The organism is Kribbella sp. NPDC048837 (genome assembly GCF_055586945.1).
The window spans coordinates 420,761-435,780 of the sequence record NZ_JBVJHF010000003.1 but is presented as its reverse complement, the minus strand read 5'-3'; the positions used below and the strand labels follow the sequence as shown (position 1 = coordinate 435,780).

The following is a 15,020-nucleotide window of genomic DNA, read 5'->3' as shown; positions in this document are numbered from 1 at the left end:
GCGCCATGCTTCTCAGGATCTTCACCGAACCTCAGCAAGGTGCCTCGTACGACGATCTGCTCGCGGTGGCACGCAAGACCGAGGAGAACGGCTTCGACGCGTTCTTCCGGTCCGACCACTACATGGTGATGGGCGACAGCGACGGCCTGCCCGGCCCGACCGACGCCTGGATCACCCTGGCCGGCCTCGCGCGGGAGACGAGCCGGATCAAGCTCGGCACGCTGGTCAGCTCGGCCACCTTCCGCAACCCGGGCGTGCTGGCGATCAGCGTCGCCCAGGTCGACCAGATGAGCGGCGGCCGCGCGGAGCTCGGGCTCGGCGCGGGATGGTTCGAGGCCGAGCACCAGGCGTACGGCCTGGACTTCCCGGACACGCCCGGCCGGTTCGACCTGCTGACCGAGCAGCTCGAGCTGATCACCGGACTGTGGGACACGCCGCTGGGGGAGAAGTACAACTTCCAGGGCAAGCACTACCAGCTGACCGATTCGCCGGCGCTGCCGAAGCCGGTCCAGCAGCCGCACCCGCCGGTCATCGTCGGCGGCGCGGGCAAGAAGCGTACGCCGTCACTCGCGGCCAAGCACGCGAGTGAGTTCAACGCCGGCTTCCGCTCCGTCGAGCTCACCGAGACCCTGTTCAAGCGTGTCCAGGCCGCCTGCGACGAGATCGGCCGCGACCCGAAGACCCTGGCCCTGTCCACCGCCCACACCGTCGTGGTCGGCAAGGACGACGCACAGGTCAAGCAGCGCGCCGCCGCCATCGGCCGCGACGTCGAAGACCTCAAGGCCAACGCGATCGCCGGCACCCCCGCCGAGGTCGTCGACCGCCTCGGCCAGTTCGCCGCCGTCGGCTCCCAACGCCAGTACGTCCAGATCATGGACCTCCAAGACCTGGCCCACCTCGACCTCATCGCCGCCGAGGTCCTCCCACAGGTTTCCTGAGCGAGCACCAAGTCGGAACGAGACGGCAGATAGTCTGAGTTAGACTGCATAAGTCGGAATATCTCCGGCCTTGTTCCGACTTGGGGAACGAAGTTGGTCTTCGAGAACGCAGACGCTGAGCCGGCATGGCCTGCCCACGTGCCGGAACCGCGACCATGGCGGCAGCGCAGCCGCGGTGGCATCGCCGCGGATCGCATGCTCAGCGAAGTGATCGCGATGCGGCCGCCGTTGATCGCGGATCGCCAGGCGCGGCTCGGCCCCGAGCTCCTGGTCGCGATGGAGACGTGCGTACTGGAGATCGCGGCGCTCGATCACTCCCACGGCGCCGAGCTCGGGGCGCTCGAGACGTTGCTGCTCCGGACCGAGTCGGTCGCCTCGTCGAAGATCGAGCACATCGACGCGTCGGTGGACGACTACGCCCGGGCGCTCCACGGCATCAGGTCGAATCCGTCGGCGACATCGATGGCAGCGTCGACCGCCGCGCTGGCGGCGCTGATCGGCTCCGTCGACGCCGGTGCGGATATCGAGATCCAGATGATCCTGACGGCCCACCTCGCGCTGATGCTCGATGATCCGCAGGAAGGCGCGTACGCCGGCCGCTTCCGCGACCTGCAGAACTGGATCGGTGGCAGTGACTACTCCCCACGGAACGCTGTCTACGTCCCGCCGCCTCCCGAGACGGTCGAGGAGTACATGGCTGACTTGGTCGCATTCGCGAACCGGACCGATCTCCCCGTGCTGGTCCAGGCGGCGGTCGTCCATGCTCAGTTCGAGTCCATCCATCCGTTCACCGACGGAAACGGCCGGATCGGTCGTGCGTTGATCAACACCGTCCTGCGCCGGCGCGGTGCGACCCGTCGGGTGGTGGTTCCGTTGGCCTCGGCTCTGGTGGCGCGTCGCGACGACTACTTCGACGTACTGGGGGAGTACCGCGAGGGCAGGATCGAACCGATCGTCCAGTCGTTCACCACGGCTTCCGCCATCGCGGCGCGCGAGGCTCGGGTGACCGCGGCGAAGATCGCGGAGTTGCCGCCGCGGTGGCAGCGCGAAGTCGGAGCGCGGCGCGGCAGCGCGGCCGCGCGCTTGCTGGACGGGCTGATCGCGGCGCCGATCTTCTCAGCGAGTGACGCGGAGGAGCTGGTTGGCGGCGCGGCGAGCAGCGTGTACGCCGGTATCGAACGCCTGCACGCGGCCGGGGTCATCCGCCCACTGACGGCGCGAACGAGGAACCGGGTCTGGGGTGCGGCGGATCTCCTGGACGAGTTGGACGACCTCGCAGTCCGGATCGCGGCCGCGGCGCGCTGATCGCCAAGGGTTTGTCCACAGGTTCTCGATTGTTCGGTGTGGTGGCTCGATGTCGTGTATCTTGATGTCGAGAGAGTTTTGGCGCGAGGTTAGGGGAGCCTGATCTCGCGGATCGGTGGTGGGCTCGGCAGGATGGGCCTCAGTGGATCAGGACTGGACAGAGGAGCAGGTTGATGGCGAGCGTCGACAGCTTCGGTGCCAAAGGGGCACTCGAGGTCAACGGACAGTCGTACGAGATCTTCAGGTTGGCGGGCATCGAGGGTGCGGACACGCTGCCGTACTCGCTGAAGGTCCTGCTGGAGAACCTGTTGCGCACCGAGGACGGCGCGAACATCACCGCCGAGCACATCACCAAGCTCGGCAACTGGGACGCGAACGCGGCGCCCGACACCGAGATCCAGTTCACCCCGGCCCGGGTGATCATGCAGGACTTCACCGGTGTGCCGTGTGTCGTCGACCTGGCCACGATGCGCGAGGCGGTCGCGGAGCTCGGCGGCGACCCGACCAAGATCAACCCGCTGGCCCCGGCCGAGCTGGTCATCGACCACTCCGTCATCACCGACGTCTTCGGCCGGCCGGACGCGTTCGAGCGCAACGTCGAGTTCGAGTACCAGCGCAACGGCGAGCGGTACCAGTTCCTCCGCTGGGGCCAGACCGCGTTCGACGACTTCAAGGTCGTCCCGCCGGGCACCGGCATCGTGCACCAGGTGAACATCGAGCATCTCGCGCGTACGGTCATGGTGCGCGACGGCGTCGCCTACCCCGACACCTGTGTGGGCACCGACAGCCACACCACGATGGTGAACGGCCTCGGCGTGCTCGGCTGGGGCGTCGGCGGCATCGAGGCCGAGGCGGCCATGCTCGGCCAGCCCGTGTCGATGCTGATCCCCAAGGTCGTCGGCTTCAAGCTGACCGGCTCGGTGCCGGCCGGCGCCACCGCGACCGACGTCGTGCTCACCATCACGCAGCAGCTGCGCAAGCACGGTGTGGTCGGCAAGTTCGTCGAGTTCTACGGCGAGGGTGTCGCGGCGGTCCCGCTGGCGAACCGGGCCACGATCGGCAACATGAGCCCGGAGTTCGGCTCCACCTGCGCGATCTTCCCGATCGACGACGTCACCCTGGAGTATCTGCGGCTGACCGGCCGCAGTGACCAGGAGGTCGCGCTGGTCGAGGCGTACGCCAAGGAGCAGGGCCTGTGGCACGACGTGTCGGTCGAGCCCCGCTTCTCGGAGTACCTCGAGCTTGACCTGTCCACGGTCGTCCCGTCGATCGCCGGCCCGAAGCGGCCGCAGGACCGGGTCTCGCTGAGCGAGTCGAAGGAGGCCTTCCGCGGCGCGCTCGCCGACTACGCCACCGAAGAGCTGGACGTCGACCCATCGGAGACCGGGAGCTTCCCGGCCAGCGACGCTCCGAACGGTCACGGCAACGTGAACGACGAGCCGCACGTCCCGCACGGCGGTCCCGGCCGGCCGGCGAAGAAGACCAAGATCACGCTGAACGGCGCGGAGACCGAGCTCGACCACGGCCACGTCGTGATCGCCAGCATCACCTCCTGCACCAACACCTCGAACCCGTCGGTCATGCTCGCCGCCGCGCTGCTCGCGAAGAACGCTGTGGACAAGGGCCTGAGCAGCAAGCCGTGGGTGAAGACCTCGCTCGCGCCCGGGTCGAAGGTCGTCACCGACTACTACGACAAGGCCGGCGTCACGCCGTACCTGGAGAAGCTCGGCTTCCACCTGGTCGGCTACGGCTGCACCACCTGCATCGGCAACTCCGGCCCGCTGCCGGAGGCGGTCTCGGCCGGTGTGCAGGAGGCCGACCTGGCCGTGGTCTCGGTGCTGTCCGGCAACCGGAACTTCGAGGGCCGGATCAACCCGGACGTGAAGATGAACTACCTCGCCTCGCCGCCGCTGGTGATCGCCTACGCGCTGGCCGGGACGATGGACTTCGATTTCGAGACCGATGCCCTCGGCCAGGACACCGACGGGAACGACGTGTTCCTGAAGGACATCTGGCCGGCCGCGGACGAGGTCGAGAAGGTGATCGCCTCCTCGATCAGCAAGGAGATGTTCACCAAGGACTACGCCGACGTGTTTGCCGGTGACGAGCGCTGGCAGTCGCTGCCGACGCCTGAGGGCAAGACGTTCGCCTGGGACGCCGAGTCGACGTACGTGCGCAAGCCTCCGTACTTCGAGGGTATGGCGAAGGACCCGTCGCCGGTCACCGACATCGCCGGCGCCCGGGTGCTGGCCAAGCTGGGCGACTCGGTCACCACCGACCACATCTCCCCGGCCGGTTCGATCAAGGCCGACAGCCCGGCCGGCAAGTACCTGGCCGACCACGGCGTGGACCGCAAGGACTTCAACTCGTACGGGTCGCGCCGCGGCAACCACGAGGTGATGATCCGCGGCACGTTCGCGAACATCCGGCTGCGCAACCAGATCGCGCCGGGCACCGAGGGCGGCTTCACCCGCGACTTCACCAAGGACGACGCGCCGGTCACGTCGATCTACGAGGCCGCGCAGTCGTACGCCGAGGCCGGCACGCCGCTGGTGATCCTGGCCGGCAAGGAGTACGGCTCGGGTTCGTCGCGCGACTGGGCCGCCAAGGGGACGGCGCTGCTCGGGGCGAAGGCCGTGATCACCGAGTCCTTCGAGCGCATCCACCGGTCGAACCTGATCGGCATGGGCGTGCTGCCCCTGCAGTACCCGGAGGGTGAGAACGCGGAGTCGCTCGGCCTGACCGGCGAGGAGACGTTCGACATCACCGGCGTGACCGCGCTCAACGAGGGCACGATCCCGCAAACCGTGCACGTCAAGGTCACCTCGCCCGACGGCGGCGTGAAGGAGTTCGACGCGGTCGTCCGGATCGACACCCCCGGCGAGGCCGACTACTACCGCAACGGCGGCATCCTGCAGTACGTGCTCCGCTCGCTCATCGCGGGCTGACACAAGCAGCAGGAAAGGGCCGGTCCGGTGCGGACCGGCCCTTTCTGTCGGTGCGTGGCGTTTTACTGGGGCATGGCCACTGAGCGGGAGTCGCCGCGCGAGGTAGTCCGCGCGGCCTGCGCCGAGTACGGCGAGGACACCGTGATCGACTGGTGCATCGCGTTCCTCACCGGCGAGATCTCGGGGGAGGAGGCGTACGGCGCCGAGCTGCCGAAGCTGGTCGCGATCACGGGGAGTCCCAACCCGGGCGGCTGGTCCGCGCCGGTCGATCCGGTGAACTACTACTGGATCCGGGTCTGGGCTGCTCGGGTGTTCCTGTACGTCTGGCGTGACGACGCGGTCGACGCGCTCCTGGTCGCCGTGAAGGATCCCGCCTGGCGGGTCCGCGAACACGTCGCCCGGATCACCGCGCAACGCGAGCTCGGCCAGCTGGCCGACGCGTTGCTGCCCGATCTCGAGCACGAGCTCCCCAGAGTGCGCGCCACCGCGGCCCGCGCGCTCGGAGCCGCCGGCGAGGCCGAGCACGCCGAAGCCCTGCAGGAGCTCCTCGACGACCCGGACGCCACCGTCCGCGCGGCCGCCGAAAAGGCCCTCGACAGGCTGGAAGCCCGACTCGACCGCAGCTTCCGCTGACCCGTCGCCGGCGTGACGCACTCCAGGAGGAGACGCAATGAAGTACCTGATGCTGATCTACGGCAACGAGGACATCTGGAACAGCTTGGCGCCGGACGACCTGGCCGCCCTGATCGACGAGGTCGACGGCTTCAACGAGGAGTTGCGCGAGTCCGGAGAGCTGCTCAGTGCCGAAGGGCTCATCTCCCGGCCGCGCTCGGTGCGGTCGGTCGCCGGCGAGGTGATCGTCACCGACGGTCCCTACATCGAGTCGAAGGAGTTCGTCGGTTCCTACTTCGTCGTCGAGGTCGACCACGAGCAACGGGCCGGCGAGATCGCGAAGTCCTATCCGGGGCTGCGCTACGGCGGCGGAGTGGAGGTCTGGCCGCTGATGGCGAGCGGATGGATGAGCGTTGAGCCGTGACGAGCCGGTCGAGCAGCTGATGAGGTCTCTGGCGTCCCAGGTGCTCGGTGCACTCATGCGGCGGTACGGCGATTTCGCCCGGTGCGAGGACGCGGTCCAGGAGGCTCTCATCGCCGCGAGCGAGAGCTGGCCGCAGGCCGGTGTTCCGGCTCGTCCGCGGGGCTGGCTCACCACCGTCGCGGTGAACCGCTACATCGATTCCGTGCGGTCCGACAGTGCCCGGGAGCGTCGGGAGCGGGCCGCTCTGGATGCCACGCCGCGTGATGCGCTGGTCGCCCCACCGCCGGACACGGAGGAGGTCCGCGACGACCTGCTCGAGCTGCTGTTCCTGTGCTGCCATCCGGCCTTGACCGCCCCGTCCCAGCTCGCGCTGACGCTGCGGGCCGTCGCCGGACTGACCACGAGTGAGATCGCCGCGTCCTTCCTCGTGCCCGAGAAGACGATGGGTCAGCGCATCTCCCGGGCCAAGCTGCGTCTCCGCGAGGCCGGAGCGCGGTTCGCCGTACCCGCGCAGCCCGAACTGGAGTCCCGGCTGCAGGTCGTCCTGCACGTGCTGTACCTGATGTTCAACGAGGGCTACAGCGCCAGTTCCGGCGCGCATCTGCGACGGCCCGACCTGACCCGGCAAGCCCTGACTCTGGTACGGCGGTTGCACGCGCGGCTCCCCGAGTCCGGCGAAACCTCGGGCCTCCTGGCGTTGATGCTGCTCACCGAGGCCCGCAGCGCGGCACGAACCGGCCCGGACGGTGTCCTGATCCCACTCGCGGAGCAGGACCGCGCAGCCTGGGACAGCGCCGCCATTGCCGAGGGCACCGAACTCCTCACCGCCACGCTGGCCGCTCGCCCGCTCGGTCCGTACCAGGTGCAGGCGGCGATTGCGGCGATCCACGACGAGGCACCGTCGACCGACGCAACCGACTGGCCGCAGATCCTGGCGCTGTACGGGATCCTCGAACGCCTGCAACCCCACCCCGTCACGACCCTCAACCGGGCGGTGGCACTGGCGATGGTGCGTGGACCCGACGCGGGACTGGCGTTGCTGAAGGAACTGGAATCAGGTGCGCTCGCCGGCCACCATCGGCTGCTGGCTGTTCGCGCGTACCTGCTCGACCAGGCGGGCGAGGGGGCGGCCGCCGCGGCGGAGTACCAGGAGGCCGCACGTCTGGCGGGCAGCAAGCCCGAGCAGCGGTTCCTTCTGCAGCGTGCAATCCGCTGCAGGGGCACGTAGAAATCCGGTCTTTGGCTCCGATCCTCCTGTGAGCAGCTCACATCTGGAGCTGCCGGAACAGGAGTGAAGCGAAATGACAAAGGTCACGGCTCAGATGTCGGTGTCGCTCGACGGCTGTTACGCCGGCCCGCGCCACGAAGGCGACGACAGTGAATGGATGCAGTCGGCGGAGGCGGCGGGGTTCTTCCGGGTCACCCGCTGGGTGATCGACGCGATGGCCTGGCGGGAACGGCTCGGCTTCGCCGGAGGCGAACGCAACCCCGACTCCGACATCGTCGCCGAGTCGTTCGACGCCGCCGGCGCCTACGTGATGGGGCGGCGGATGGCTGACGGCGGTGAAGTGCCGTGGGGTGAGACCCCGCCGTTCCGTGCGCCGGTGTTCGTGGTCACCCACCGCGCCCGCGAACCTCTGGTGCGGAAGGGTGGAACGACCTTCACGTATGTCACGGACGGGATCGCCGAAGCCATCGAGCAGGCGCGGGCAGCAGCCAACGGTAAGAACGTCGCGATCGCCGGCGGCGGAACGTTGCTGCGCCAGGTTCTCGCGGCCGGTCTGCTGGACCAGCTGGAACTGCACATCGCCCCGGCCGTCCTGGGCGGAGGCATGCGCCTGCTCGACGGCGTGGGACCGGCCGGCGAGGAAGCGATCGAGCTCACGCCCACCAGGGTTGTCCACAGTCCCGGGGTCACCCATCTCCGCTACACGGTGAACGGACGGGCACCCCTCGTCCTCGACGACCGCGGCCGCGAGGCAGGCGTCGCCTGAGCTGACGCGCCCAGCAGATCACCTCGTCCTGCGGCGGCGGGGCCCGCCGCCCAGCGGCGACCCAGTCGTCCGACGCCGCCGCAGCCGAGGCATCGGAGGCCCCGGTCAACGCCAACTTCGGAGGTGGTGATGACCGGGGCCTGACTCACACCTAGCAGGCATCCCCTGAACGGTCGATCGAGCGCGCTGACCTACTGGGCGGATGTGATGCCGCCGTCTCGGCGGCCGCTCGCACAGGGTGGGGATGGGAGCCCCGCACAACGTCGCGACAAGCCGGCAGGTCGGCGGATCAGCCCGCACGGCCCCGGGGCGACAAGCCCGTGGGCGCGGTAGACAGAGGGTTCGCGCGATAGCGGATGGAGCTGGCGGAGCCCGCACAGCGCGGGGCGGCGCCCCGACACGGCGTGGGGCGGCAGCCCCGGCACGGCGTGGGGGCGATAAGCCCCGCAGGGCGCGGGCGGTAGCCCGCAAGGTCCGGCGGTAGCCGGACACGTTCGCGCGGTAGCGGAAGGAGCGGGCGGCAGCACGCACCGCTCTCGGGTGGGTGGGAGCGCGCGTAGCAGGCGCGACGAAGGAGTGCCTGCTGTAGCACGCGTGGGCTGCACCTGTTAGCCGGACAGGGCAGCGCGGAGTTTGCCGGCGTACTCGGCGGCTTCGGCGTCGTCGGCGTATTTGGTTCGGGGCCAGAAGAAGCCTCGGAGGCCGTCGCCTTTTGTCCGTGGAACCACGTGCACGTGGACGTGCGGGACGGACTGCGAGACCACGTTGTTCACGGCAACGAATGATCCCTGGGCGTCGAACGCGGTGCGGACGGCCGCCGCCACGGATCGGGCGGCGCCGAAGAGCGGGACCATCAGCTCGTCCGGGAGCTCGACCAGCGTCGCGACATGCTCCCGGGGCACGATCAGCGTGTGGCCTTTGAACACCGGCCGTACGTCGAGGAACCCGACGACCTCCGGGGTGTCGAGCACGATCTGCGCCGGCGTCGTACCAGCGATGATGGAGCAGAACAGACAGTCCGCCATCAGCCCAGCTTCTCGTCTACGAAGCACCAGCGCCAATTCTCGCCTGGTTCGAAGCTGCGCATGACCGGGTGCTGGGTCTCGTCGTAGTGCTTGCTGGCGTGCTTCATCACCGAGGAGTCGCAGCACCCGACGTGCCCACACCCGAGGCACAGCCGTAGGTGCACCCAGGTTCCGCCCTCGGCCAGGCACTCCTCACAACCTTCGGGCGTGTTCGGCGCGACGACGATCGGAGCCTGCTCGAGGTGCTGGCACGCCCCGCCTGGAAGCATCTTGATCCGCAGGTCCTCGGACCGCCCGCCGACGTCGTCGTCCTCGTCCCGATCCAGGATCGACTCCTCGATGTCCAAGGCGATTTGCGCCCGCTGCAGCACCTCGTCGGCGACGAGTCCGGCATCGCGGACCTTGAGGATGTGCTCGCGTTCGGCCTCCAGCATCGCGATCCGCAGCCGGCGATACGCCTCGCTCGGCGTCTCGTACTCGCTCTCCGGCCGCCCGAGCCGCTCCCACGCGGCCTGCGCCCGCGCCTCGCCGCGCTGCCGGAGCAGGTTGACCACCTCGGGCGGGTCGTCCGGCGTGACGATCTCCTGGAGCTTGTCCTCCGCCGCACGATGGGCACCTTGCAGTACGGCGGCCTCCTGGAGCGCATCCTCCGCCGGATCCGGTCCGGGCAGACGCAACCGGCGTACCAGCCAGGGCAGCGTCGAGCCCTGCAGCAGCAACGTCCCCGCGGTCACGGCCAGCGCGATGAATACGAGCACCTCGCGATCCGGCGTGTTCTCGGGGAGCGTGAAGACCGCGGCCAGCGTGACCACGCCGCGCATCCCGGCCCACGACACCACGATCAGGCCCTGCCACGACACCGGCCCCGGCCGGGACGGGCCGAGGATCCGCCGGGACAGCAGCGTGGTCGGGATCAGCCAGATCGGCCGGAGCAGTACGACGGCCGCGAACACCGCGATCGTCGACGCCGCGATCAGCCAGGCCGGCAGCGGGCTCTCCGCCAGGTCGTCGAGGATCCACCGGGTCTGCAGCCCGATCAGCAGGAAGACCGTGTTCTCGAGCAGGAACTGGAACGTCCGCCAGTTGGTCCGCTCCGACATCCGCGACTTGGCCGACTGGATGATCGGTGCCTTGTGTCCGAGCACCAGGCCACAGACGACCACCGCCAGTACGCCGGACGCGTGGATGTAGTGGTTCTCCGCCGCGATGTAGGCGATGAACGGGGCGGTCAGGCTGAGCGTGGTGTCGAGCACCGGGTCGGTGAACCGGCGGCGGATCTTGGCCAGCACAATGGCGACGAGCAGACCGATCGCGACTCCGCCACCGGCGGCGCGAAGGAAGTCCAGCCCGACGTCCAGCACAGTCGGCGCGACCACGGCGGCCGCGAGCGCCGTACGCAGGCAGACCAGGGCGGTGGCGTCGTTGACCAGGCTCTCGCCCTCGAGGATCGTGACGATCCGGCGGGGGAGTCCGACCCGCTTGGCGATCGCTGTCGCGGCCACGGCATCGGGCGGCGCGACGACAGCGCCGATCGCGAACGCGGCCCAGAACGGGAGCGGTTCGTGGCCCTGGGCCTCGGCGACCGAGCCGAGCAGCCACCAGGCGACGACGCCGACGCCGAGGGCGGTGAACACGACCAGCCCGACCGACAGGAAGCCGATCGACCGGCGGTGTTTGGAGAAGTCGACCAGGCTGGTCTTGATCGCCGCCGAGTAGAGCAGCGGCGGCAGGAAGCCGACCAGCACGACTTCGGGCTCGAGTTCGACCCGGGGGACGAACGGCAGGTACGACGCGGCGATCCCGATGACCACCAGCAGCAGGGGAGCCGAGATCCCGAGCCGCCGGGCCAGAGCGGCCCCGGCCGCGACCACGGCGACCAGGGCTACGACCTCGATCGCGATATGCACGCTGCACAGTGTCGCAGCGTCGGCCGGGTTTCGGTGTGCCGGTTCGCCGTCGGCTGAGCCGGGAGCTGGTCAGTGCGGTCCCGGTCGTCTAGCGTGTGCGGAGCGGGATCCATCGATCACTGGGGGTGACTGATGCGCCGTCGTGTCGTCTCACTGGCTTGTGTGCTCGTTGTTGTCGGCTCATCGCTGCTCGCGGTCCCGGCCGCGGCCGCGCCGACGGTCACCAACGGATGCGTCGCCTCGGTCCCAGAGCCTGGTACGACGACACCGGTCCGGATCTGCTACTCCCTCTTCGAGCCCGCCGGCGCCTCGGCCGCGCATGCCGTCCCGCTGATCTTCCACAGTCACGGGTGGGGTGGGAGCCGGACCAAGGACCCGGCCGCGTTCAAGGCCTGGCTCGACGCCGGCTTCGGCGTACTGAGCTTCGACCAGCGCAGCTTCGGCGAGAGTACGGGCGTCGCCCACGTGATGAACCCGGACTACGAGGGCCGCGACGTGGTCGAGCTCGTCGACCTGGTCGCCGGCCTCGAGTGGGTCACCAAGCAACGGCCCGGGGATCCGCTGATCGGTGCGATCGGCGGATCGTACGGCGGCGGGTACCAGTTCGCCGGCGCGTTCACCGAGCTGCGGGATCGCGGGCGGACCCGGTTCGACGCGCTCGCGCCCGAGGTCACCTGGTGGGACCTGAAGCAGAGTCTTGCCCCGCAGGAGGCGGCCCGAACGCTCTGGCTCTCGCTGCTCTACGCCGGTGGCGGCACTCATCTTCCACCGTCGGTGTCGGCCGCGTTCGTCGCGCTGATCGCGACCGGCGCGTGGCCGCCGGGGAAGGCCGGGCGGGACCTGGATGCGTTCTTCGCGCACAACGGGCCCGCGTGGCACGTATCCCAGGGCCGCAAGCTCGACGTTCCGGTGCTGTTCGGTCAGGGGATCTCGGACAACCTGTTCAACCTCAACCAGGGGCTGGCGAACTTCGATCACGCGCTGACGGACCGGGCCCGGGCGCGGGCGATCTTCGTCGGGTACAACGGTGGTCATACGCTGCCGAGCGTCGTACCTCCTGGTTTCGGGACCGCCGGTGATCCGTGCTCGATCGCGCTGGGGTCGCCGAACTTCTCGGACCTCGCGGTGCGCTTCATGGCCGCGAACCTGCTCGGCAAGCCGACCGGGCTGTCCGGCTTCGGCACCTATCACCTGTCCACCGCGGGCGGTCGTTGCCTGACGCAACAGACCCTCGCGGCGAACACGCGGTCGGCACTCGGCAAGATCCTCACCCCGACCGGCGCCGGCCTGCCGCTCAACCTGAAGATCGCTGCCGGTCCGCTGACTGTCGCCGGCACCCCACGGCTCTCCGCCAAGGTCTACACGGTGGTCCCGGACTCGGGTGCCTTCTTCGCGCTCAGCGTCGGTACCAACCCGCTGACCGCGAAGGTCGTGCAGAACAACACGATGCCCCTGCGGGAGAAGCGCGCTGCCAAGGGCGTTCGACGGACGATCGAACTCCCAGCGATCGCCGTCAATGTGCCGGCCGGCCAGAACCTGTACCTCACGGTCACGCCGGTGGCTGACATGTTCGCCGGCCAGCGCGGCCCGATCCCCGGCGTACTGCTCCTGAAGAACGCGACGCTGAGCTACCGGATCTTGTCGAGATAAGTCTTGTAGACGGACAGGAACGGCTCCTCCGTCGCGACCGCACCGACCAGCCGGTCACACGTCTCCTGCGCCGTCGCGATCACGTCGGCCGGATACCCGTACTTCACCTGGTGCTCGGCGAACTCGTCCTCGTCGTCGACGAGCACCCGCCCGTCCCGCTTCTTGATCACGTCCAGATCGAGATCGATCATCGTGATCACGTCCTCGGAGAACTCCACCGGCGTGGTGATGTCGCAGTAGATCTCCGTCGACCGCGGCTCGTCGTTGAAGATCGCCGTGAACCACTGGTCCCGCGGGAACAGCTGCACATGCGCCTGCTCCTGCGTCACCACGGGCTCGTCGCCGCGCTGCGACACCGAGTTCGCCGGCGCGCCCAGCCACACCCCGAACTCGTCCTCCCCGAGATACCGCATCCACTGATGCCAGTGCAGCTTCTCGTCGTACTTCCGATAAACCACCCGAACATCACGCATGCCGCCCAACCTATCGCCGCGCGGGTGCGCGGCCGGCGGCAGGCGTTACAGGAATTGCAGGTTGCTGCAGATCGGTGGATCGCCCCCTCGGCGGACCTCCAGGGTGAGGGCTCGTGACGACGTCCAGGGAGGGCGAACGAGGCGGGGGGACGGGTGCGGATCCTGCTTGCGGACGGTGTGCGCGAAGATCGTGGTGTTCGACGATCCGGCCGCCGGACGAAGGCTGGGTCACGCTGCAGGTGCAGGCGATCAGCTCGGAAGGTCAGTTCAGCAACACCACCTCGTTCCTGTTCAACGTCACGCCGGCACCGGGCCGACTGGACGGGTCCTTGGCGCTGGACGGCGTGGGCGACTATGCGGACGCGAGCGAGTCGGTGGTCGACACGTCGCAGAGCTTCACGCTCTCGGCCTGGGCGCGACCGACCAGCGGCAGCAAGCTCGGAGTGGTTGCTGCGGTCAACGGCACGACCAGAAGTGCGGCGGGACTCGGCTACGAAGCGCTGGATCTTCGCGCGTACGTCCGCCGACAGCCGCAAGCCGACGCTCTACCGCGCGTCTTCGACGGAGGCTCCGGTCAATGGGGCCTGGTCAGCAGACGACCGCGTTCCCGGTTGCCAATGCGTGGAAGGCCGCCGGCCAGTTCACCGTCGGCAAGGGCCTGTACGCCGGTACGACGGGCGGCGCCTTCGCCGGGTCGATCGATCACGTGCAGGTGTGGCAGCGCGTACTCCGGGCGGACGAGATCACGACCCTGCAGGACCCCCGGATCGACGGTCGGGTTGCCTCCGGGACCGCAGCGCGCTGGCCCCTCGACTCCGTCGTACGTGGCGCCGATCGCGCGTGGCGCACACCGGAGACCGTCCGCGGACAGTTGGCGCCTGTCGTACCAGCCGGTCGACGGCTTCTTCAGTTAGTACACCTTCACCCGAAGCAAGGCCGACGGCACCGAGACCGTGGCGATGTCCACGGTCGACCGGGACTCGCTGGTGCGGCTCCTAGCCGCCGGTTCTGCAGGTTGATGCAACTTTGCTGTGAGGTATGGCTCGGGCGCGGATGGTGATCGAGCATGGTGGGGTTGCTGCCTGGGCGTGGCAACCGTCGATCGGCCCTCACCGGCTCAGGGGGGCTCCTAGCCGGCGAGGGCCGGTTGCTGCCCGGCTACAGGGAGCGGATTTGTTCTAGGTAGGGCTTGTAGGCGGTGGTGAAGGGTTCTGTGGTGGTGATGTGGGTGGCGAGGTAGTAGCAGGTGGCTCGGGCGGTGGCTACTACCTGGGGTGGGTAGTTGTAGAGGACCTGGTGGTGGTGGAACTCGTCCTCGTCCATGACGCGGACCGAGCCGTCTCGCATCAACCGGATGTCGAGGTCGAGGTCGACGGTGGTGACGGTGTCGACGCCGAACTCGGCGGGCATGGTGATGTCGCAGTAGATGGCGGTCTGGTGGGGGGTGTCGTTGAAGAGGGCGCTCCACCATTGGCCATGCGGAAACAGACGGACGCGGTGGTGGTCGATGGTGGTCCAGCTGCCGTCGGCGCGCTGGCCGCGGGTGCCGGGGACGGATCCGACCCAGAGGCCGTGCTCGTCCTCACCGAGGCGGACCGCTTCCACGAGCCGGTGCGGCTGTCCGTCGTACTTGCAGAACAGAGTCCTCACCAGCTGCATGCGATCACTCTAGGTGAAAGCCGAACCAACCTGCCGGAGCCGGCGTCCTGGAATGTGAGATTGCTCCGGTGCCGCTTGCCAAGTT

Annotated in this window: 12 protein-coding genes; 8 read left to right on the top strand and 4 right to left on the bottom strand. The window is 68.9% G+C overall.

Features of this window, described 5'->3' with window-relative positions:
* Positions 1-5: 5 nt before the first annotated feature.
* The 7 genes from ACZ6O0_RS17695 to ACZ6O0_RS17665 all read left to right on the top strand — a co-directional run bounded on the left by ACZ6O0_RS17695 (position 6) and on the right by ACZ6O0_RS17665 (position 8,221).
* Positions 6-938: an LLM class F420-dependent oxidoreductase gene (locus ACZ6O0_RS17695; protein WP_465765976.1), complete on the top strand. Its 933-nt coding sequence runs from the start codon at positions 6-8 to the stop codon at positions 936-938.
* Between the two features lie 195 nt (positions 939-1,133).
* Positions 1,134-2,243 (top strand): Fic family protein, encoded by a 1,110-nt coding sequence (locus ACZ6O0_RS17690; protein WP_465765975.1) that lies wholly within the window; start codon positions 1,134-1,136, stop codon positions 2,241-2,243.
* A 173-nt stretch (positions 2,244-2,416) separates the two neighbouring features.
* The gene (gene acnA / locus ACZ6O0_RS17685; RefSeq protein WP_465765974.1) at positions 2,417-5,191 is read left to right on the top strand and encodes an aconitate hydratase AcnA; all 2,775 of its coding nucleotides are present in this window, start codon (positions 2,417-2,419) and stop codon (positions 5,189-5,191) included.
* Positions 5,192-5,245: 54 nt separating this feature from the next.
* Positions 5,246-5,824 carry a HEAT repeat domain-containing protein gene (locus ACZ6O0_RS17680; RefSeq protein ID WP_465765973.1) on the top strand — a complete coding sequence of 193 codons (579 nt, stop codon included), beginning with the start codon at positions 5,246-5,248 and terminating at the stop codon, positions 5,822-5,824.
* 37 nt (positions 5,825-5,861) lie between these two features.
* Positions 5,862-6,227: a YciI family protein gene (locus ACZ6O0_RS17675; RefSeq protein WP_465765972.1), complete on the top strand. Its 366-nt coding sequence runs from the start codon at positions 5,862-5,864 to the stop codon at positions 6,225-6,227.
* Positions 6,217-7,455: an RNA polymerase sigma factor gene (locus tag ACZ6O0_RS17670; protein WP_465765971.1), complete on the top strand. Its 1,239-nt coding sequence runs from the start codon at positions 6,217-6,219 to the stop codon at positions 7,453-7,455. The genes ACZ6O0_RS17675 and ACZ6O0_RS17670 overlap by 11 nt, the downstream gene beginning before the upstream one ends.
* Positions 7,456-7,528: 73 nt before the next feature.
* Positions 7,529-8,221, top strand: coding sequence for a dihydrofolate reductase family protein (locus ACZ6O0_RS17665; RefSeq protein ID WP_465765970.1), 693 nt, complete (start codon positions 7,529-7,531; stop codon positions 8,219-8,221).
* 608 nt (positions 8,222-8,829) lie between these two features.
* Here the strand turns inward: ACZ6O0_RS17665 and ACZ6O0_RS17660 are convergent.
* Together ACZ6O0_RS17660 and ACZ6O0_RS17655 are read right to left on the bottom strand one after the other, a co-directional pair.
* Positions 8,830-9,246, bottom strand: coding sequence for an HIT family protein (locus tag ACZ6O0_RS17660; RefSeq protein ID WP_465765969.1), 417 nt, complete (start codon positions 9,244-9,246; stop codon positions 8,830-8,832).
* Positions 9,246-11,153 (bottom strand): Na+/H+ antiporter, encoded by a 1,908-nt coding sequence (locus ACZ6O0_RS17655; protein ID WP_465765968.1) that lies wholly within the window; start codon positions 11,151-11,153, stop codon positions 9,246-9,248. The genes ACZ6O0_RS17660 and ACZ6O0_RS17655 overlap by 1 nt, the downstream gene beginning before the upstream one ends.
* A gap of 132 nt (positions 11,154-11,285) precedes the next feature.
* On the opposite strand from ACZ6O0_RS17655, the gene ACZ6O0_RS17650 reads away from it, so the two are divergent.
* Positions 11,286-12,803 (top strand): CocE/NonD family hydrolase, encoded by a 1,518-nt coding sequence (locus ACZ6O0_RS17650; protein WP_465765967.1) that lies wholly within the window; start codon positions 11,286-11,288, stop codon positions 12,801-12,803.
* Here ACZ6O0_RS17650 and ACZ6O0_RS17645 read toward each other — a convergent pair.
* Positions 12,782-13,276, bottom strand: a complete 495-nt coding sequence (locus ACZ6O0_RS17645) for a DUF402 domain-containing protein (protein ID WP_465765966.1) — start codon at positions 13,274-13,276, stop codon at positions 12,782-12,784. The genes ACZ6O0_RS17650 and ACZ6O0_RS17645 overlap by 22 nt on opposite strands.
* A 1,158-nt stretch (positions 13,277-14,434) precedes the next feature.
* Positions 14,435-14,935 carry a DUF402 domain-containing protein gene (locus ACZ6O0_RS17640; protein WP_465765965.1) on the bottom strand — a complete coding sequence of 167 codons (501 nt, stop codon included), beginning with the start codon at positions 14,933-14,935 and terminating at the stop codon, positions 14,435-14,437.
* Positions 14,936-15,020 lie beyond the last annotated feature (85 nt).